This window comes from Acidovorax sp. LjRoot118, from assembly GCF_964253575.1.
In the GTDB taxonomy this organism is placed as follows: Bacteria; Pseudomonadota; Gammaproteobacteria; order Burkholderiales; family Burkholderiaceae_C; genus Acidovorax.
In genome coordinates this window covers 2,237,760-2,256,794 of sequence record NZ_CAXURB020000001.1, presented here as the reverse complement: position 1 = coordinate 2,256,794, position 19,035 = coordinate 2,237,760, and the positions used below count along the sequence as shown (strand labels likewise).

Here is a 19,035-nt window from a genome sequence, read left to right as displayed (position 1 = left end):
ACCCATGCCCGACCACGCCATCGTCCTTTTCGCCCACGGCTCACGCGACCCCCTGTGGCGCTCACCCATGGAAGCCGTTGCTGCGCGCATCGCCGCGCAGCAACCCGGCCGGCCCGTCGCCTGCGCCTACCTGGAGCTGTGCGCCCCCGCCCTGCCCGACGCTGTCGCGTCGCTGGTGGCACAAGGCGCCCGCCAGGTCACCGTGGTGCCCATGTTCCTGGGCACCGGCAAGCATGCGCGCGAGGATTTGCCCGTGCTGCTGGAGCAGCTGCGTGCCAGCCACAGCGGCGTGCAGTTCAACGTGCAGGCCGCCATCGGCGAAGACCCGCGCATGACGGCTCTCATGGCCGAGATCGCCTGCGAATTGCCTGCCAGCTGAGTTTTTGCCAACCGTCTCCGGTATCTCTTAGATGCTTGCAGCATAATGATGCAACTCTTTAGGCGATATCAGATATGAATCTGCACCAATTCCGCTTTGTCCAGGAGGCCGCGCGGCGCGGCCTGAACCTGACCGAAGCCGCCAAGGCCCTGCACACCTCGCAACCGGGCGTCTCCAAGGCCATCATCGAGCTGGAGGAAGAGCTGGGCGTGGACATCTTCGCGCGCCACGGCAAGCGCCTCAAGCGCATCACCGAGCCCGGCCAGCATGTGCTCAAGAGCATCGAGGTCATCATGCGCGAGGTGGGCAACCTGAAGCGCATTGGCGAGCAGTTCAGCGCCCAGGACAACGGCACGCTGAGCATTGCCACCACCCACACCCAGGCCCGCTATGTGCTGCCCGTGCCCGTGGCGCGCCTGCGCGAGGCCTATCCCAAGGTCAACATCAGCCTGCACCAGGCCACGCCCGACCAGGTGGCACGCATGGTGATCGACGAGGTGGCCGAGATCGGCATGGCCACCGAATCGCTGGCCGACTACCCCGAACTCGTGACGCTGCCCTGCTACGAATGGGAGCATGTGCTGGTGCTGCCCCCCGGCCACCCGCTGGCGCAGAAGGACCGCATCGGCCTCGATGACATCGCCCACGAGCCGCTGATCACCTACCACCCCTCGTTCACCGGGCGCGGCAAGATCGACCACGCCTTTGCCGCGCGCCGCCTGCAGCCGCGCATCGCGCTCGAAGCCATCGACTCCGACGTGATCAAGACCTATGTGCGCCTGGGCCTGGGGATCGGCATCGTGGCCGAAATGGCGATGCGCGACGACCCCGTGGGCGACCTGGTGGTGCGCCCCGTGGGCCACCTGTTTGGCCAGAGCGTGGCGCGTGTGGCCTTCAAGCGTGGGGCCTACCTGCGCAATTTCGTGTACAAATTCGCGGAATTGCTGAGCGACCGCCTGAGCCGCGAGCTGATTGCCCGCGCCATGAGCGGCCACGTCAACGACTATGAACTCTGATAACCGGACCATGAATTCTTCTTCGACAACCGCAGCCCCTTGCGTTTGCTGCGGCCAGACCCTGCGCGCCGGACTGGAGGAATGGCACTGGGTATGCGCGCTGTGCGGCTACGAATTCGCACAGTTTGCGCCCGCGATCAATGAAGCCGAATCCCACAAGAAGCTCGATGAAGCCCAGCGCGACACCGCACTCAAGAGCCTGCGCGAGGCCAATTTCAACCAATTGCTGGACCGCATCGGCCGACATACCGCCCCCGCTGGCACGCGCCTGCTGGACGTGGGCGCAGCCCATGGGTGGTTTGTGAAAGCTGCGGCATCCCGGGGCTTTACCGCCCTGGGACTGGAGCCGGACCACGCCGTGTGCGAGCAGGCGCAGCGCAACGGGGCACTGGTGCGCGAGGGCTTCTTTCCCGATGTGCTGGCTGCGCACGAGCAGTTTGACGTCATCGTCTTCAACGATGTGTTCGAACATATCCCGCATTCCGATGGGCTGCTATCGCAGTGCATTGCACGGCTGGCCCCCGGGGGGTTGCTGGTGCTGAACCTGCCCTCCAGCCGCGGAGTGTTCTACCGCGCCAGCAAGCTGCTGCACCGGTTCGGCGCGGGCGCATTTTTTGACCGGCTCTGGCAAAAAGGCATGCCGTCGCCCCATCTGCACTACTTCCATGCACGCAACCTCACCCAGTTGAGTGCGCGGCACGGCCTCACCCTGATCGACTCGGCCCATCTGGCCAGCGTGCACCTCGATGGCCTGTATGCGCGCATCACCTACTTCAAATCGGGCGTGCGCTGGCTGGCACCGCTTATCTGGCTGGCCATCGTGGCGGCGTACCCACTGGTGCGCTGGGGCGCCCCGAGCGACATTGACGTGGTGATATTCCGCCGCAACGGCGGCTAGGTCGCCAGCCATCGGCGCACCCGCATACCCCTTTCCTTTCCTTTCCTTCTCTCCTCCTCCCCGTCCCATGACCCTCGCGACCGACACCGCACGCACCCCCGTCCTTGCCAGCAAGCTGCCCCAGGTGGGCACCACCATCTTCACCGTGATGTCGGCCCTGGCGGCCGAACACAATGCGGTGAACCTGGGCCAGGGCTTTCCGGACTTTGCCTGCGACCCGGCATTGGTCGATGCGGTCACCGCCGCCATGCAGGCCGGCCACAACCAGTACCCGCCCATGACCGGCGTGCCCGCGCTGCGCGAGGCGGTCTCGGCCAAGATCGAGGCACTGCATGGCCGTCGCTATGACCCGGCCAGCGAGATCACCATCACCGCCGGTGCCACGCAGGCCATCATCACCACCATCCTGGCCATCGTGCACCCGGGCGACGAGGTCATCGTGCTCGACCCCTGCTACGACAGCTACGTGCCCAACATCGAGCTGGCCGGCGGCCGCGCGGTGCGCGTGCCGCTCACGCCCGGCACCTTCCGCCCTGACTTCGGCAAGATCAGCGCCGCCATCACGCCGCGCACGCGCGCCATCCTGATCAACACCCCGCACAACCCCAGCGCCACCGTCTGGAGTGCCGAGGACATGCGGGCGCTGCAGGACCTGCTGGCCCCCACCGACATCCTGCTGATCAGCGACGAGGTTTACGAGCACATGGTGTTCGACGGCGGCCAGCACCAGAGCGCTGCGCGCTTCGCGGGCCTGGCGGCGCGCGCCTTCATCGTCTCGAGCTTCGGCAAGACCTTCCACGTCACGGGCTGGAAGGTGGGCACCGTGGCGGCGCCCGCCGCGCTGACGGCCGAGTTCCGCAAGGTGCACCAGTTCAACGTGTTCACGGTGAACACCCCCGTGCAGTACGGCCTGGCTTCGTACCTCAAGGACCCCGCCCCCTACCTGCAGCTGCCCGCCTTCTACCAGGCCAAGCGCGACCTGTTCCGCGAAGGCCTGGCTGGCTCGCGCCTGAAGCTCTTGCCCAGCACCGGCAGCTATTTCCAGTGCGTGGACATCTCGGCCGTGAGCGACCTGAACGAATCGGACTTCTGCCAGTGGCTCACGCGCGAGATCGGCGTTGCCGCCATTCCGCTATCGGCCTTCTACGGCGACGGCTTCGACCAGCGCGTAGTGCGTTTCTGCTTCGCCAAGAAGGACGACACCCTGCGCGCCGCGCTGGAGCGGCTGCGCAAGCTGTGACCGGCGAGCCGCGTCAGCGGTAGCCGGCCACGTCCACCGGCTCGCCAGCCCGCTCCTCGGCCAGCATATGGCCCCAAGCATCGGGCTGGCTGCCGTCCAGGTCCGTGAAGCCATAGACCCGCGCCAGCTGCCCGCTGGAGAGGGATTGCCCATTCCAGCGCGCCACCTGCGGGTCCTGCGCCAGCGCCACCACGGCCCGGCCCACGTAGGCCGGGCTTTCGGCCACCGCGAAGCAGGGCACGCGCGCCACCGCATCGCGCCAGTGGGCCTCGGTGACACCAAAGGCCTCCAGCATCGCCTCGGAGCGCATCCAGCCGGGCGACAGCGACACGCCGGTGGCGCCATGGGGCCCGAGTTCGTGCCCCAGCGCAAAACCCATGCGCAGCACGGCAGCCTTGGCGATGTCGTAGAAGAACGAGTTGCGGTAGCGCATGCCGTTGTACTCGGCCGTGCCGTCGTTGACCTCTACCACCAGACCACCCGGCGCCTTGAGCAGCAAGGGGATGGCAAAGTGGCTGGTGATGGCATGCGTGTCTACCGCCAGGCGCAGCGTGCGCAGGCCGTAGTCCAAGTCGGACTCCCACACGGTCTTGTTCCATTCGATGTGGGTGGCGCCGAAAATGTCGTTCACCAGCAGGTGCAGCGCGCCCTGCTCGCGTTCGATGCGGGCCACCAATGCACGCACTTCGTCCTGCACCAGGTGGTCCACCCGCACGGCGATGCCCTTGCCGCCAGCCTGGTCCACAAGGGCCACGGTTTCCTCGATGGTCTCGGGCCGGTCCATCTCCGAACGCTGCGCGCCCGATGAGCGGCCAGTCACATAGACGGTGGCTCCGGCCGCGCCGAGCTGCACGGCGATGCCTCGGCCGGCGCCCCGGGTGGCTCCGGCCACGAGGGCCACTTTTCCCTTCAGGGATGCTGGCGCTTGATTCATGCGGTCAATCCTTGGTTCTCTTGATGGACCACCACGGTACAGAGGCCCGGCGCTCAGGTCTTGGAAGAAAGCGAAGCGCCGCGCTGCAGAAACTCGTTGGGCGACAGTCCACAAAGCGCCCGGAACTCGTTGGCCAGGTGCGCCTGGTCGTAGAAGCCGCCATCGGCGGCCAGCGCGGCCCAAGGCGGCGCCACTGGAGCTCCGCGCAGCACGCGCAGGCAGGCGTGCAGGCGAGCAAGCCGGCTCCAGGCCTTGGGCGACATGCCCACCTCGGCTCGGAAGATTTGCTGCAGGCGCCGCTCGCCCATCCCGAAGGCCTGGGCCACGTCTCGGGGGCGCAGGCGGCCTGCAGATTCGGCCATCAGCATGGCGGCCTGTGCCGCACAAGGGTTGGCAGGCCGAGTGCTCCGCACCAGGCGCTGCTCCAGAGCGGCCCGCAGCAGGGCAATGCGCGCCTGGTCGTCGCGCTGCCCGGCCATGCGCTCGCGCAGCTCGGCAAAGGCCCCGCCCCACAAGGCATCCAGCGGCACCGCCCTGCCCTGCAGTTCCCCGGCTGGCACCCCGAGCAAGGCCGATGCGGCGCCAGGGCGCAGCGCCACCGACACACTGTGCATGCTGCTGCGGCGCCAGCGCAGCAGCACGGGCGCGGTGGCGGCGCCCAGGGCGACGCTGCCCTGGCGCTCACCCGCCAGGCCGGCCAGCGTGCTATCGCCCAGGTGAATCACCAGGCGCACGGCCCCGTCGGGCAGCACACGCTCGGCCACCTCGGCGTCGCCAACAAAGGTCTCGCGGTACAGCAGGATCTGGGAGACATGGGCACCCAGTTGCTTGCCCACTTGAAAGGCGCTCAGCGTGTCGGCGGGCACCGTGGTTTCGGGCCCGTGCGAGGGGTCACCATCGAGGCGGAGAAAGAGGCGCTCGGTCATGGGATGCTGCAGATGGCTCCATCCTAATCCACTGCCTGTACCGGCAGGCGCCCGCGCGTTCCGCTACAGCAGCACGATGTCGTACTGCTCCTGCCCCATCGCGCTTTCGGACTGCAGCGAGATCGGCTTGCCGATGAAGTCCGACAGGCCCGCCAGATGCTGGCTTTCCTCGTCGAGGAACAGCTCCACCACGCGCGCCGAGGCGACCACACGGAACTCGCGTGGGTTGAACTGGCGCGCTTCGCGCAGGATCTCGCGCAGGATGTCGTAGCACACGCTGCGCGCGGTCTTCACGCTGCCCTTGCCCTGGCAGGCCTCGCAGGGCTCGCACAGCATGTGGGCCAGGGATTCGCGGGTGCGCTTGCGCGTCATCTCCACCAGGCCCAGCTGCGAGAAGCCGCCGGCCATGGTCTTGACGCGGTCGCGCCCGAGCTGCTTCTTGAACTCGGAGAGCACCGCCTCTTGGTGGCCGCCCTGCACCATGTCGATAAAGTCCACGATGATGATGCCGCCCAGATTGCGCAGGCGCAGCTGGCGGGCGATGGCCTGGGCGGCCTCCAGGTTGGTCTTGAAGATGGTGTCGTCGAAGTTGCGCGCACCCACATAGCCGCCGGTGTTCACGTCGATGGTGGTGAGCGCCTCGGTCTGGTCGACGATGAGGTAGCCACCCGATTTGAGGTCCACGCGCCGGCCCAGGGCCTTGGCCACCTCTTCGTCGATGGAGTACAGGTCGAAGATGGGCCGCTCGCCCTTGTAGTGCTGCAGCTTGGGCGCTGCGGCGGGCATGAACTCCTGCCCGAAGGCACGCAGGCGCTGGTACTGCTCGAGCGAGTCGAGGCGGATGGTCTGCGTGTGGTCGCCCACCAGGTCGCGCAGCACGCGCTGCAGCAGGTCCAGGTCCTGGTGCAGCAGCGACATGGGCGGAAGCCGGAGCGATGCATCCTTGATGCGCGCCCAGGTCTTGCGCAGGTAGGCGATGTCCTCGGCCAGCTCGGCATCGGTCGAATCCTCGCCATTGGTGCGCAGGATGAAGCCGCCGCCACCACCCGTGGCCTTGTCGCCCACCATGGCCTGCAGGCGGGCCCGCAAGGCGTCGCGCTCGGCCGAGGGGATCTTCTGCGACACGCCGACATGGTCGTCCTGCGGCAAAAAGACCAGCAGGCGCCCGGCGATGCTAATCTGTGTGGACAGGCGCGCGCCCTTGGTTCCAATGGGGTCCTTGATGACCTGCACCATGAGCGACTGGCCCTCGAACACCTGCTTTTCGATGGGCACCTGCGGCTCGCCCTTGCGCGCGAACGCGGGCGGCTCGCCATCGGGCTGGCGCTGCCAGACATCGGCCACGTGCAGAAAGGCGGCGCGCTCCAGGCCGATGTCGATGAAGGCCGACTGCATGCCCGGCAGCACGCGCGAGACTTTGCCCAGGTAGACATTGCCCACCAGGCCGCGTTCCAGCGTGCGTTCGATGTGCAGCTCCTGCACCGCGCCGTGCTCCACGATGGCGACGCGTGTCTCCTGCGGCGACCAGTTGATGAGGATGTCTTGTTGCATGGTCGGTCAGCGTTTCTTGTTTTCAGACCGGAAATCCGGCGGCGCGCAGCAATTGCGCAGTCTCGTACATGGGCAGGCCCATGATGCCCGAATAGCTGCCGCTCAGTTGGGGAATGAAGGCCGCCGCGCGGCCCTGCACGCCATAGGCACCGGCCTTGCCCAGGGGTTCGCCGGTGTTCACGTAGTCATCGACCTGCTGCGGCGTGAGCGCCGCGAAGGTGACGCGCGAGACCGACAGCGCCGCCACGCGCCGCGTGCCCATCTGCAGCGCCACGGCCGTGAGCACGCGGTGCGTGCGCCCCGCCAGCTCGGTCAGCATGCGCCCGGCATGCGCGGCATCGTCGGGCTTGCCGTAGATGGCGCGGCCCAGTGCCACCGTGGTGTCGGAACACAGTATGGGCGCCTCCGGCAGGCCCCGGCGCGCGCGGCGCGCCATGGCAGCATCGAGCTTGAGGCCGGTGACGCGCTGCACGTAGGCGGTGGGCACCTCGCCAGGGTGGACTTCCTCGATGGCCTCGGCATCCTCGCCCATGTCGCCGTCCACATTGGGCACCAGCAGTTCATGGCGCACGCCCAACTGGTCGAGCAGCTGGCGGCGGCGGGGGCTTTGGGAGGCGAGGTAGATGAAGTCCGGCATGGTGGATGAAGGATAACCAAGAACGTGCAGTAGAACCGCGAATTCCTATCATCCCTTGCTACGCAATCGGTAGCAAATCACGCCCGGGACATCATTCCCGGTGGTAGGGGTGGCCTGCGTTCACGGACCAGGCTCGATACAGCTGCTCGATGAGCAGCACGCGCACCATGGCATGCGGCAGGGTCAGGTCGGACAGGCGGATGCGCTCGTGCGCCGCCTGGCGAAAGGCCGGGTCGAGCCCGTCGGGCCCGCCGATGACCAGGGCCACGTCGTCCCCGCCCAGTTGCCAGCCCTTGAGCCGCTCGGCCAGGGCCTTGGTGGTGAGGTTGGTGCCGCGCTCGTCGAGCGCGACCACGCGGGTGCCCCGGGGAATGGCGGCCTCGATGCGCTCACGCTCGGCGGCATACAGCGTCTCGATGGTCTTGGAGCCGCGCGGCTCGGTCTTCACCGCCTTGAGCTCGACCTTGATCTCGAACGGGAAGCGCTTGGCATAGTCTTCGTAGGCGGTCTGTGCCCAGTCGGGCACGCGCTGGCCCACGGCCACGATCAGCAGTTTCATGGCAATTCAGGCGCCAAGAGAGTGCGGGAGACAGGCCGAAGCCCCCCTCCATCGCCTCACTTGCGGCCGGGCGCCCTCTTGGCTGGGGCCTTGGCCGCTGGCCGTGCACCACCGCGCGACGCGGGCTTGGCCGCCTCGGCATTGGCCTTGCTGCGCGGCACCGATGGCTTGACCACGATGGTCTTGATCGGTGCCTTGGTGGCGGCGGGCTTCTTGGCTGCTGGACTGGTCTTTGCCGCGCTCTTGGCTGGTGCGGCCTTGGCGGCGGTGCCAGACTTCGCGGGGGCGCGGCTCGGTGCCTTTGCGGGCGCCTTGGCTGCCGGCTTGGCCGCAGCCGGTGCGGGCCTGGCCGCCGACTTGGCGCCGGGGCGCGCTGCCGACTTGGCAGGCGCTGCAGCCTTCTTGGCCGCAGGGCCGGCCGAAGTACCGCTCTTGGCGGCCGACTTGGCATCAGACTTGGCGGCCTTCTGGGCCGACTTCTTCTCGGCCAGCTCGGTGGCTGCCGACGATGCCGGCTTGGCCGCGCCCAGCTTCAGGCGCACAGGTATTTCGCCCCACAGCTCTTCCAGGCGGTAGTACTGGCGGATGGCGGGCTGCATGATGTGCGCCACGGCGGCGCCGCAGTCCACGATGATCCATTCGCCGTTGTCTTCGCCTTCGATGCGCGGCTTGGAAAAGCCGGCTTCCTTCACCGCGTCGCGCACGCTGGCGGCCAGCGCCTTGGTCTGGCGATTGGAGGTACCCGATGCCACGATGACCCGTTCAAACAGCGGCGAGAGATGCTCGGTGTTGAAGACCTGGATGTCTTGCGCCTTGACGTCTTCCAGGCCATCGACGATGGCGCGCTGGAGTTTGGTGACGTCTTTCTTGGCGGCGGTTTCCGATTTGGTGGATGTGGTCATCAGGCGGTGATTTATGAGGAATGGAATCAATATAGCGCGCAACGGGGCGTGCAGCCAGTGGGCTGGGCCTTGGGTGTTGCGCGGTGGCGCTCAGGCGATAAAGGGCGTTGGAGCCCTTCGCTGCTGGCGCCAAAAGCGCGTGCAGCTATTGAAATTATAGCTTTTTGCAGACAACGGCCGTTTCAGGGCGTATCCGCAAGCCATTCGCGCCGCACCAGGAAGCGCTCTGCCAGCGCCGCTTCGGCCGAATCGGCGCCCTCCTGGCGCTGGTACGACCACGACACCAACGGCGGCATGGACAGCAGGATGGACTCGGTGCGACCGCCCGATTGCAGGCCGAAATGCGTGCCCCGGTCCCACACCAGGTTGAACTCCACATAACGGCCCCGGCGGTACAGCTGAAATTCACGCTCGCGCTCGCCGTGGGGCATGCCCTGGCGCTTCTCGACGATGGGCAGGTAGGCGGACAGGAAGGCATCGCCCACCGATTGCGTCATGGCCAGGCTCTGCTCGAAGCCCAGCTCGGAGAAGTCGTCGAAGAACACGCCGCCCACGCCGCGCTGCTCACTGCGGTGCTTGAGAAAGAAGTACTCGTCGCACCACTGCTTGAAGCGCGGGTACTTGTCATCGCCAAAGGGCGCCAGCGCATCGCGGCAGGTGCGGTGAAAGTGCACCGCATCGTCCTCGAAGCCGTAGTACGGCGTGAGGTCCATGCCGCCGCCGAACCAGCAGGTCGGCGCCTGTCCGGGGTGGCCCGCAGCGATCATGCGCACGTTCATGTGCACCGTGGGCACATAGGGGTTGCGCGGGTGGAACACCAACGACACGCCCATGGCCTCGAACGGCGCACCCGCCAACTCGGGCCGGTGCTGCGTGGCCGATGGCGGCAAGAGCGGCCCGCGCACATGCGAGAAGCCGCAGCCTGCGCGCTCGAACACGCGCCCGCCTTCGAGGATGCGCGTCACGCCATCGCCCTGCAGCGCCTCGCCGGGCGCCTTGTGCCAGGCATCGGCCAGAAAGCGGGCCCCGCCCTCGCCCTCCACGGCCTCCAGGGCTTCGGTGATGCGCAGCTGCAGCCCCTGCAGGTAGCTGCGCACGCGCTCCACCGTGGCAGCGGTGTTCAGGGAGTCAACCGACATCAGCCTTTGAGGGCGCGAAAGCCGATGTCACGGCGGTATTGCGCGCCGTCGAACTGAATGTTGCGCGCCACATCGTAGGCGCGCTGCTGTGCCTGCTTGACGCTGTCGGCCAGCACCGTCACGCACAGCACGCGGCCGCCCGTGACGCTGACCACGCCGTCCTTCAGGGCCGTGCCCGCATGGAAGGCCACGGCGTCGTCCGCATCGGCCGGCAGGCCGGTGATGGTGTCGCCCTTGCGCGGGTTCTCGGGGTAGCCGTGGGCGGCCATCACCACGCCCAGCGCGGTGCGGCGGTCCCACTGCAACTCGATCTGGTCGAGCTTTCCGTCCACGCCGGCACCCAGCACGTCGGCCAGGTCGCTTTTCAGGCGCATCAGAATGGGCTGGGTCTCGGGGTCGCCCATGCGGCAGTTGAATTCGAGCGTCTTGGGATGGCCCTTGGCGTCGATCATCAGCCCGGCATAGAGGAAGCCGGTGTAGGGAATGCCATCCTTTTCCATGCCACGGATGGTGGGCAGGATGATTTCGCGCATGGCGCGGGCGTGCACGTCGGCCGTGACCACGGGTGCGGGCGAATACGCACCCATGCCGCCGGTGTTCGGGCCTTCGTCGCCGTCCTTCAGGCGCTTGTGGTCCTGGCTGGTAGCCAGGGCCAGCACGTTCTTGCCGTCGCACAGAACGATGAAGGAGGCTTCCTCGCCTTCGAGGAAGGCTTCGATCACCACGCGGGCGCCCCCCTCGTTGTGGGTCACGCCGTACTTGTTGTCCACCAGCATGAAGTCCACGGCATCGTGCGCCTCTTTCAGCGTCATGGCCACGACCACGCCCTTGCCGGCCGCCAGGCCGTCGGCCTTGATGACGATGGGCGCCCCCAGGCGGTCCACGAAGGCATGGGCCGCCACCGGGTCGGTGAAGGTGTCGTAGTCTGCCGTGGGAATGCCGTGGCGGCGCATGAAGGCCTTGGAGAAGGCCTTGGAGCTTTCGAGCTGTGCGGCCGCCTGCGTGGGGCCGAACACGCGCAGACCATGCGCACGGAATTCGTCGACCACGCCAGCGGCCAGCGGCGCCTCGGGGCCCACCACGCTAAGGCTGATCTTCTCGGCCTGAGCCCAGATGCGCAGCTCGCGCACGTCGGTGATGGCCACGTTCTCCAGCTTGGAGTTCAGGGCCGTGCCGCCGTTGCCGGGTGCCACAAACACCTTGGTGACCTTGGGAGACTGGCTGAGCTTCCAGGCCATTGCGTGTTCACGGCCGCCGCCACCAATTACAAGAACCTTCATACCAGCCTATTAGAACCTGTCTGCAACCGGCCAAACGGCTGTTACAGGGACAGTGTTGTGAATTCAATCGTGGCAGCGTTTCAGAGCGCAGCGTTGTGGTAGATCTCCTGGGCATCGTCCAGGTCTTCCAGGATGTCGAGCAATTTTTGCATCCGCACGGCGTCTTCGCCCTCCAGCTCGATGGTGTTTTCAGCGCGCATGGTGACCTCGGACACCTCGGGCGTCAGGCCTGCGGCCTCCAGGGCGTTCTTCACGGCCTCGAAGTCGGCCGGCGCGGTCAGCACCTCGATGGCGCCGTCCCCATCGGTCAGCACATCCTCGGCGCCGGCGTCGAGCGCCACTTCCATGACCTTGTCCTCATCGGTACCCGGCGCAAAGATCAGTTGGCCGCAGTGCTTGAACTGGAACACCACCGAACCCTCGGTGCCCATGCTGCCGCCGTGCTTGCTGAAGGCGTGGCGCACCTCGGCCACCGTGCGCACGCGGTTATCGGTCATGGTGTCGATCATGATGGCCACGCCACCGATGCCATAGCCCTCGTAGCGGATTTCCTCGTAGGTCAGGCCTTCGGCGTTGCCGGTGGCCTTGTCGATGTTGTACTTGATGCGGTCGGCCGGCATGTTGGCCGCCTTGGCCTTGTCCACCGCCAGGCGCAGGCGGGGGTTGGCAGACAGATCCCCGCCGCCCGAACGGGCCGCCACGGTGATTTCGCGAATGATGCGGGTCCAGATCTTGCCGCGTTTTTCATCCTGCCGCCCCTTACGGTGCTGGATATTCGCCCATTTACTGTGTCCTGCCACGGGAAGTCCTTTTTGTATTGATGGAGTCTGTTGGGATGATTTTACTTTTCGGCAATGGCCATCGGCGGCTTGCCGGGAAGGGTTTGTCGAAACAGACGGTGGGTCGACCGCCTGCCATCCTCCCGCACGACCGTCAGGGCGACCCTGGAGCCAGCTTTTCCCTTCAGGCGCAGGGGAACCTGGCGCCACGGCACTCCACGGGTGGAGATGCCATCCACCGCAACGATCCTGTCGCCGGGGCGGATACCGGACAGGTCCGCGGGATAGCCTGCGATGACCTCCTGGACCACGGCATGCCCGCTTGGTAGCTGCGGCGCCAGTTGCAACCCCACCCCCGCGCCGGAGCCCACCGGGAGGCACCGAAGCGACGCGTCCGAACGCCGGGGACCATCTGGCAACGACAGGCCAAGGGGAGCCCACGCAGCGCCGGGGGCTGCAGCCTGCGCAGCCGGTTCCTCGGGCCTTGCCATCACGCAGTCCCCCAGGCTCCGGTAGTCAGCCCGTCCCGGGAACCGGCGCAAAGCCGCCGCTTCATCGGGCGAGAGATCCCAAAGTTCATAGGTACGCAAGCGCAAACCCGCTCGGTGAAACTGATCCAGGTGCGGGTCCAGCCAGGCAGGATCCCATGCGGTGCATTTCCCGAGCGCAGCCCTCATCGGGCTTTCACCGGTATCGAAGTGGGTACGGGCCAAGGGCAATCCTGCCTTTGCGGCTGCAGCCACCAGGGCTCCGTCACAACTGAGCACCACCGAAGCCAGAACTGCCTGCCGGCCCTCGCTGGTGAGCTGGGGCCCCGCCTTGCCGGCCCAGATCGCCTTCACCCAGTCGGGCCGGTTCAGCGAACCCAGCAACGCATGAACGAGGATCTCGGCGTTCTTCGGATCGATGATGCTGCGATCATGCCGCAGCACATCGGGCACCCAGTCTCCGGTTCGGTATTCCTCTTTCAGCCCCCAATACAGTACCCCCCCAGCGCCCACATCGCCATATCGCCCTCGGTAGGCAACAAGAATCTGGCGGCGCAGCGAAGATGCCTGGGTGGGAAGCTCTCGCATCAGCCGCACGACGTCGCTGCCAGCACGGTAGCGCCCGGCATCCACGGACGCCACCCGCTGGGCCAGGGGCATCTGACCCAGAGCGGCCAGATCCAGTACCAGTTGCGCACTTTCTCCAGGCGGCACCCGTGACAGATGCAAATCGATCCAGGCCTCCAGGGGCCGCCCTGCCAATATGGAGGAACAAGGCTTGGGACCCGTCCCTTCCCAGACATTGCGGCAGCGATGCTGCGCCTGGTCACCCAACAATGTGTCCTGCTCCTCCCCCAGCTTCGCGGTCAGCCGCCAGCCAGATCGGAGCAGTTCCTCCAGGACACGGCCGAATTGCCCATGTTCCACGGCCCGCCATACGATTTTGGCATTGGCATGCTCTTGGGAAGGCACGGCCGCACCCAGCCCGCGCAGCGCCCAGTACATCGTGTCCCCTCGCCTGGGCCTGTCCACATGCGCTCCGAGCATGAGCGCCCATTCCACCGCAGACAGCCCTGCAGGCCCGCGCTCGTTCAGATCAGCGCCAGCCGCCGCAAGTTGCCGAACGGCTGCCAGGTCGTCGGCAATGACCGCCTGGTTGATCCGGGTCTCACGCGGGTATTCCAGCAACGGAAACACTGCGATGGACCCGTGGTCCATGTACTCCACGGAACGCGGAATGCTTACCCCTCCGTCTGAAGCTGCCCACGTCGCGCCGTGGTCGTGCGAGCGGAAGACACGGCCCGATGCCCAGGCCATGAGCAATATTCTCGAATCGCGCGGATGCGGCGCAATCACGCTCGGAGACCAGTTGGAGGGAAGGCCGGCCCCGCCGATGCGCGACCAGGTCGCACCGAAGTCGAAGCTGTGCAACTGGATACTGGACGGAACCGACGAGAAGCCGCCTATCGCGCAGCTAGCGACCAGGTAGGCAGCGTCGGCAGGTGACTGAACGGGCCTGCAGTGTCTACCCATGGCATCCGGGTGGGGGCCTTGCTCCCAAGGCAGTTGACTCCTGGATTCGCCCGTTGGGGAAGGAGGCCCCGGCCGCCAGATGCCCTCTGCAGACCTCAGCCACCAGCCCTGGCGGGATGCAACGGCCACGCGGTCTCCCGACAGGGCCTCCATGGCCCACAGCTCCTGGCCATCGGGAAATCCTGTCGACTGCCAGTCCTTGCCATCCTCCGATCGCCAGACCTGCGTTGATGAATGCACATAGAACGCCTCCTGCGTGGCAGCCAGGTTCACCCTTGACCGCGCAAGCCCCAGATCGGGGCCGGCTTCCCACGATGCCCCCGCGTTCTGCGTAGTCCAGAGCTTGCCCATTCCATAGACAAGCCACACACCAGGCCGAGACGGGTGCATGAGCAACTGATGAGAAAACGGCCCCGCGACATCCCGCGTCTTCTGCACAACATGCTTGTGCGACCAGGTCCCGCCGCCATCGAGGGACTCCAGATAGTCGCCAGCCCCCGAAGACTGGCCACTCCACACGGCAACGACCCGTCGAGGATCATGCGGATCGGACACGACCTGCCCGTAGCCGAGGGGCGTCTTCAACCCCACCCAAGAGGCCCCACCATCGGTCGACTTGAAGATTCCATCCCCTGCCGCAAAGACGATCTGGGGGTTGGACACCACATAGGTGATGCTGTCCAGGCGCGGCCCCTGGTGCCCAGTCTGGCCTGCTGCGGCCACACCGGCGGCAAGGCAGACGCTCGCGACGAGCATGCCCGCCCATTTTTGCCGCACGGCATGAAAAAGCCGTCCCCATCTCCGCTTGCAGATCGCCATCAAGCAACTCTCCCTCTTTTGTCCTCTATGCTATCGAATCAGTACACACAACGATGCGGGAACCGACCATGGCCGAACCACTCCTGATTGCCAAGCACGGCACCACCGAATGCCACCTGCTCCCGAGCCTGGCCAACCGCCACGGGCTGATCACCGGGGCCACGGGCACCGGCAAGACGGTGACGCTGCAGACGCTGGCCGAGAATTTCTCGCGCATTGGCGTGCCGGTGTTCATGGCCGACGTCAAGGGCGACCTCACCGGGGCCAGCCAGCCCGGCAAGATCGGCGAGAAGCTGGCCGCCACGCTCAAGGAGCGGGGGCTGGACCTGCCCGCCCCCCTGGCCTGCCCCACCACGCTGTGGGACGTGTTCGGCGAGCAGGGCCACCCGGTGCGCGCCACGGTGTCGGACATGGGGCCGCTGCTGCTGGGGCGCATGCTCAACCTCAATGAGACGCAATTGGGTGTGCTCAACCTGGTGTTCAAGATCGCCGACGACAACGGCATGCTGCTGCTGGACCTCAAGGACCTGCGCGCCATGCTGCAGTATGTGGGCGACAACGGCAAGGAATTCACGACCGAGTACGGCAACGTGAGCGCGGCCAGCGTGGGCGCCATCCAGCGCGGGCTGCTGCAGATCGAGCAGCAGGGCGGCACACAGTTCTTCGGCGAGCCCATGCTCAACATCCAGGACTTCATGCAGACGGTGGATGGCCAGGGAGTGGTCAACATCCTGGCGGCCGACAAGCTCATGAATTCGCCGCGCCTGTACGCCACCTTCCTTTTGTGGATGCTGTCCGAGCTGTTCGAGCAGTTGCCCGAAATCGGCGACCCGGACCAGCCCAAGCTGGTGTTCTTCTTCGACGAGGCCCACCTCTTGTTCAACGAGGCTCCCAAGGTGCTGGTGGAGCGCATCGAACTGGTGGTGCGCCTGGTGCGCTCCAAGGGCGTGGGCGTGTACTTCGTGACGCAGAACCCCCTCGATATCCCCGACACGGTGCTGGCCCAGTTGGGCAACCGCGTGCAGCATGCGCTGCGCGCTTTCACCCCACGCGACCAGAAGGCCGTGAAGGCCACGGCCACCACCATGCGGCAAAAGCCGGGCCTGGATATCGAGACCGCCATCACCGAGTTGGCCGTAGGCGAAGCGCTGATCAGTTTTCTCGACGCCAAGGGCCGCCCCAGCGTGACCGAGCGCGTCTTTGTGCTGCCCCCGGGCAGCCAGCTGGGCCCCATCACGCCGCAGCAGCGCCAGGCGCTGATGGCCAGCTCGCTCGTGGCCGGCGTGTACGAGAAGGTGGTGGACCGCGAGTCTGCCTATGAAAAGCTCAAGGGCCGCACTGCAGACGCAACGGCACAGGCGACGCCCGCAGGCAAGGGCTCGGTGGCAGCGCCTGCAGAAGAAGGCGGCGGCCTTCTGGGCGGGCTGAACGACGTGCTGTTCGGATCCACCGGCCCGCGCGGTGGCAAGCGCGACGGCTTGGCGCAGACCATGGCCAAGTCGGCCGTGCGCACCATGGGCACCTCGCTGGGCAAGGAAATCCTGCGTGGCGTGCTGGGCAGCGTCTTCGGTGGAAGGAAGCGGTGAGCGCACTCTAAAAATAGTCACATCAGCCCCTCGAAAAAGAGGTAAAACCCCGGAAAACAGACACATAACAAAGGGGGAAACCGATGGGCAAGATCGACAGGCTGCTGGTGCGCTACGGCGGCAACGTGGTGCAACTGGCCATCGCGTTATGGGCACTGGCCCTAGTGGCCGCCTTTGCAGGCTTGCTGCGGCCCAACTGGCGCTGGGCCATCTACCTGGTGTGCACGGTGGCGGTCACCGCCATCGTCGTGCAGTGGACACGCACGGTGCGCGAGCGCTACATCCGCGAGGCGCGCCTGCCCGCGTATCTGAAGCGCAAGCTGCGCGAAACCTACCCGCACCTCTCCCAGAAGGACTGCGAACTCGTGGAGCGCGGGCTGCGCCAGTTCTTCATGGCCTGCATGCGCAGCCGCAAGCAATTCGTGGCCATGCCGTCCAAGGCAGTGGATGCGCTCTGGCACGATTTCATTCTGCACACACAGGCCTACAAGACCTGGTGCCACAACGCGCTGGGCTTCTTTTTGCACCACACCCCTGCCGAGGCCCTGGGCGCCAAGGCCAGGAACAACGATGGCCTGCGCCGCGCCTGGTTCTGGGCCTGCAAGGACGAAGCCATCAACCCCAAGGCCCCCAGCCGGCTGCCGCTGCTGTTTGCGCTGGACGCCAAGATGGCGATTGCCGGCGGCTTCACCTACCTGCCCGACTGCAGCAACATTTTGGCCAAGAACGCCGCAGGCGGCGATGGCAGCGGCACCTACTGCGGCACCAGCTTTGCCGATGGCAGCCACAGCGGCAGCTCGGATGATTTCGGTGGGGCCGACAGTTCCAGCAGCAGCAGCGACAGCTCCAGCGACGGCGGGAGCGATGGGGGCAGTTGCGGCGGTGGTGGCTGCGGCGGTGGTGGGGGCGACTAAGAATGCCATGACGGAAAACTGACGGCGCCTGCCGGCCGGATAACCGTTGCCGACCACGGCAATAACCACACCCCTACAATGGACAGCTTCTGAACTTCAAGGGGGCCGTGTGTCCCCTGTCTATGGAAATCGCAATACTGTTCGCCCTCATCCTTTTGAATGGGCTGTTCGCCATGTCAGAGATCGCTCTGGTCACTGCACGCAAGGCCCGGCTGCAAAAGATGATTGATGAGGGCGATAGCGGCGCAGCCGCCGCCGTGAAACTGGGCGAAGACCCCACCCGCTTCCTCTCCACCATCCAGATCGGCATCACGTCGATCGGCGTGCTCAACGGTATCGTGGGCGAGGCCGCCCTGGCGGCCCCGCTGGCAGCCTGGCTGGCATCGCTGGGTGTACCCCCTCCCTACGGCGGCTACGCCGCCACCGGCCTGGTGGTGGTGCTGATCACCTACTTCTCCATCGTCGTGGGCGAACTGGTGCCCAAGCGCATCGGCCAGTCGCACCCCGAAACCTTTGCGCGCCTGGTCTCGCGGCCCATCAACTTCCTGGCGCTGGCGACCAAGCCCTTCGTCATCCTGCTGTCCACCTCCACGCGCACGCTGCTGCGCCTGCTCGGCGTGAAGGAAACCAGCGGCAGCCCGGTGACCGAGGAAGAGATCCACGCCATGCTGGTGGAGGGCACGACGGCCGGCGTGATCGAATCGCACGAGCACACCATGGTGCGCAACGTGTTCCGCCTGGACGACCGCCAGATCGGCTCGCTCATGGTGCCGCGCGGCGACGTGGTGTGCCTGGACCTGGACCTCAGCTTCGAGGAGAACCTGAAACTCATCGAGGAGTCGGACCACGCCCGCTTCCCGGTGGTGCGTGGCGGCATGGACAACATCCGCGGCGTGCTCAATGCGCGCCAGTGGCTCTCGCGCACCATCCGCGACAAGGCGCACAGTCTCTCCGACCAGCCGCTGCAGACGGCACTGTACGTGCCCGAGACCATCACCGGCATGGAGCTCCTGGACAACTTCCGCCTGTCGGACGTGCACATGGCCTTCGTGATCGACGAGTACGGCGAGGTGCAGGGCATCGTCACGCTGCAAGACCTGATCGAGGCCATTACCGGCGAGTTCCAGCCGCGCGACCCCGAGACCTCGTGGGCGCTGCAGCGCGAGGATGGCAGCTGGCTGCTGGACGGCCACATCCCCGTGCCCGAGCTCAAGGACCGGCTGAACCTGGACGCCGTGCCCGAGGAAGAGCGCGGCCGCTACCACACCCTGAGCGGCATGATCATGCTGCTGACCGGCCGCCTGCCCAAGGTGACCGACACCGTGGAGTGGGAAGGCTGGAAGCTCGAAGTGGTGGACATGGACGGCAAGACCATCGACAAGATCCTGGCCAGCCGCCTGCCCGTGCCCGAACTGGCCAACGCCACGGAAACCACGGACGGCTGAGCCCCCGCCC

At 66.4% G+C, this 19,035-nt stretch carries 17 protein-coding genes; 7 read left to right on the top strand and 10 right to left on the bottom strand.

The features are described from left to right. The first annotated feature begins 4 nt into the window (after positions 1–4). From ACSQ9E_RS10520 to ACSQ9E_RS10505, 4 genes are all read left to right on the top strand, one after another. Positions 5–379, top strand: coding sequence for a sirohydrochlorin chelatase (locus tag ACSQ9E_RS10520; protein ID WP_436178590.1), 375 nt, complete (start codon positions 5–7; stop codon positions 377–379). 74 nt (positions 380–453) lie between these two features. Beyond that, positions 454–1,395 (top strand): CysB family HTH-type transcriptional regulator, encoded by a 942-nt coding sequence (locus ACSQ9E_RS10515; protein ID WP_436217704.1) that lies wholly within the window; start codon positions 454–456, stop codon positions 1,393–1,395. Between the two features lie 10 nt (positions 1,396–1,405). After that, positions 1,406–2,293 carry a methyltransferase domain-containing protein gene (locus ACSQ9E_RS10510; RefSeq protein WP_436217703.1) on the top strand — a complete coding sequence of 296 codons (888 nt, stop codon included), beginning with the start codon at positions 1,406–1,408 and terminating at the stop codon, positions 2,291–2,293. 67 nt (positions 2,294–2,360) lie between these two features. After that, positions 2,361–3,533: a pyridoxal phosphate-dependent aminotransferase gene (locus ACSQ9E_RS10505; protein WP_436217702.1), complete on the top strand. Its 1,173-nt coding sequence runs from the start codon at positions 2,361–2,363 to the stop codon at positions 3,531–3,533. Positions 3,534–3,546: 13 nt separating this feature from the next. Here ACSQ9E_RS10505 and ACSQ9E_RS10500 read toward each other — a convergent pair whose 3' ends face one another. The 10 genes from ACSQ9E_RS10500 to ACSQ9E_RS10455 form a co-directional block, all read right to left on the bottom strand. Continuing rightward, a complete protein-coding gene (locus ACSQ9E_RS10500) occupies positions 3,547–4,467 on the bottom strand; it encodes an SDR family oxidoreductase (protein ID WP_436217701.1) in 921 nt (306 codons plus the stop codon). A 53-nt stretch (positions 4,468–4,520) separates the two neighbouring features. Continuing rightward, positions 4,521–5,393 carry a helix-turn-helix domain-containing protein gene (locus ACSQ9E_RS10495; protein WP_436217700.1) on the bottom strand — a complete coding sequence of 291 codons (873 nt, stop codon included), beginning with the start codon at positions 5,391–5,393 and terminating at the stop codon, positions 4,521–4,523. Between the two features lie 63 nt (positions 5,394–5,456). After that, on the bottom strand, positions 5,457–6,944 hold the full coding sequence (gene rng, locus ACSQ9E_RS10490; protein WP_305746039.1) for a ribonuclease G: 1,488 nt from the start codon (positions 6,942–6,944) through the stop codon (positions 5,457–5,459). Positions 6,945–6,966: 22 nt separating this feature from the next. Next, positions 6,967–7,581 carry a Maf family protein gene (locus ACSQ9E_RS10485; RefSeq protein ID WP_057203174.1) on the bottom strand — a complete coding sequence of 205 codons (615 nt, stop codon included), beginning with the start codon at positions 7,579–7,581 and terminating at the stop codon, positions 6,967–6,969. 91 nt (positions 7,582–7,672) lie between these two features. Further along, positions 7,673–8,140, bottom strand: coding sequence for a 23S rRNA (pseudouridine(1915)-N(3))-methyltransferase RlmH (gene rlmH / locus ACSQ9E_RS10480; protein WP_057203175.1), 468 nt, complete (start codon positions 8,138–8,140; stop codon positions 7,673–7,675). Between the two features lie 56 nt (positions 8,141–8,196). Further along, on the bottom strand, positions 8,197–9,042 hold the full coding sequence (gene rsfS, locus ACSQ9E_RS10475; protein WP_436217699.1) for a ribosome silencing factor: 846 nt from the start codon (positions 9,040–9,042) through the stop codon (positions 8,197–8,199). A gap of 182 nt (positions 9,043–9,224) precedes the next feature. Beyond that, positions 9,225–10,181, bottom strand: coding sequence for an oxygen-dependent coproporphyrinogen oxidase (gene hemF / locus ACSQ9E_RS10470; RefSeq protein WP_436217698.1), 957 nt, complete (start codon positions 10,179–10,181; stop codon positions 9,225–9,227). Further along, on the bottom strand, positions 10,181–11,461 hold the full coding sequence (purD, locus tag ACSQ9E_RS10465) for a phosphoribosylamine--glycine ligase (RefSeq protein WP_057267776.1): 1,281 nt from the start codon (positions 11,459–11,461) through the stop codon (positions 10,181–10,183). The genes hemF and purD overlap by 1 nt, the downstream gene beginning before the upstream one ends. 80 nt (positions 11,462–11,541) lie before the next feature. Further along, positions 11,542–12,261 carry a YebC/PmpR family DNA-binding transcriptional regulator gene (locus ACSQ9E_RS10460; protein WP_057203179.1) on the bottom strand — a complete coding sequence of 240 codons (720 nt, stop codon included), beginning with the start codon at positions 12,259–12,261 and terminating at the stop codon, positions 11,542–11,544. 41 nt (positions 12,262–12,302) lie between these two features. Then, the gene (locus ACSQ9E_RS10455) at positions 12,303–15,080 is read right to left on the bottom strand and encodes a PDZ domain-containing protein (RefSeq protein ID WP_436217697.1); all 2,778 of its coding nucleotides are present in this window, start codon (positions 15,078–15,080) and stop codon (positions 12,303–12,305) included. 68 nt (positions 15,081–15,148) lie between these two features. Here ACSQ9E_RS10455 and ACSQ9E_RS10450 point away from each other — a divergent pair, with 68 nt between their 5' ends. The 3 genes from ACSQ9E_RS10450 (at position 15,149) to ACSQ9E_RS10440 (ending at position 19,025) form a co-directional block, all read left to right on the top strand. Beyond that, positions 15,149–16,666 (top strand): helicase HerA-like C-terminal domain-containing protein, encoded by a 1,518-nt coding sequence (locus ACSQ9E_RS10450; protein WP_428000538.1) that lies wholly within the window; start codon positions 15,149–15,151, stop codon positions 16,664–16,666. A gap of 83 nt (positions 16,667–16,749) precedes the next feature. Then, the gene (locus ACSQ9E_RS10445) at positions 16,750–17,580 is read left to right on the top strand and encodes a glycine-rich domain-containing protein (protein ID WP_436217696.1); all 831 of its coding nucleotides are present in this window, start codon (positions 16,750–16,752) and stop codon (positions 17,578–17,580) included. Between the two features lie 122 nt (positions 17,581–17,702). Further along, on the top strand, positions 17,703–19,025 hold the full coding sequence (locus ACSQ9E_RS10440) for a hemolysin family protein (RefSeq protein WP_057203183.1): 1,323 nt from the start codon (positions 17,703–17,705) through the stop codon (positions 19,023–19,025). Positions 19,026–19,035: the final 10 nt, after the last annotated feature.

Bases quoted from the DNA above. Each gene is read 5' to 3' on its own strand.
- ACSQ9E_RS10485 (WP_057203174.1), bottom strand. From the start codon at position 7,581: ATGCCGGACTTCATCTACCTCGCCTCCCAAAGCCCCCGCCGCCGCCAG.
- ACSQ9E_RS10445 (WP_436217696.1), top strand. From the start codon at position 16,750: ATGGGCAAGATCGACAGGCTGCTGGTGCGCTACGGCGGCAACGTGGTG.
- hemF (WP_436217698.1), bottom strand. From the start codon at position 10,181: ATGTCGGTTGACTCCCTGAACACCGCTGCCACGGTGGAGCGCGTGCGC.
- ACSQ9E_RS10495 (WP_436217700.1), bottom strand. From the start codon at position 5,393: ATGACCGAGCGCCTCTTTCTCCGCCTCGATGGTGACCCCTCGCACGGG.
- rlmH (WP_057203175.1), bottom strand. From the start codon at position 8,140: ATGAAACTGCTGATCGTGGCCGTGGGCCAGCGCGTGCCCGACTGGGCA.
- ACSQ9E_RS10455 (WP_436217697.1), bottom strand. From the start codon at position 15,080: ATGGCGATCTGCAAGCGGAGATGGGGACGGCTTTTTCATGCCGTGCGG.
- purD (WP_057267776.1), bottom strand. From the start codon at position 11,461: ATGAAGGTTCTTGTAATTGGTGGCGGCGGCCGTGAACACGCAATGGCC.
- ACSQ9E_RS10505 (WP_436217702.1), top strand. From the start codon at position 2,361: ATGACCCTCGCGACCGACACCGCACGCACCCCCGTCCTTGCCAGCAAG.
- ACSQ9E_RS10510 (WP_436217703.1), top strand. From the start codon at position 1,406: ATGAATTCTTCTTCGACAACCGCAGCCCCTTGCGTTTGCTGCGGCCAG.
- rng (WP_305746039.1), bottom strand. From the start codon at position 6,944: ATGCAACAAGACATCCTCATCAACTGGTCGCCGCAGGAGACACGCGTC.
- ACSQ9E_RS10450 (WP_428000538.1), top strand. From the start codon at position 15,149: ATGGCCGAACCACTCCTGATTGCCAAGCACGGCACCACCGAATGCCAC.
- rsfS (WP_436217699.1), bottom strand. From the start codon at position 9,042: ATGACCACATCCACCAAATCGGAAACCGCCGCCAAGAAAGACGTCACC.
- ACSQ9E_RS10520 (WP_436178590.1), top strand. From the start codon at position 5: ATGCCCGACCACGCCATCGTCCTTTTCGCCCACGGCTCACGCGACCCC.
- ACSQ9E_RS10500 (WP_436217701.1), bottom strand. From the start codon at position 4,467: ATGAATCAAGCGCCAGCATCCCTGAAGGGAAAAGTGGCCCTCGTGGCC.
- ACSQ9E_RS10440 (WP_057203183.1), top strand. From the start codon at position 17,703: ATGGAAATCGCAATACTGTTCGCCCTCATCCTTTTGAATGGGCTGTTC.
- ACSQ9E_RS10515 (WP_436217704.1), top strand. From the start codon at position 454: ATGAATCTGCACCAATTCCGCTTTGTCCAGGAGGCCGCGCGGCGCGGC.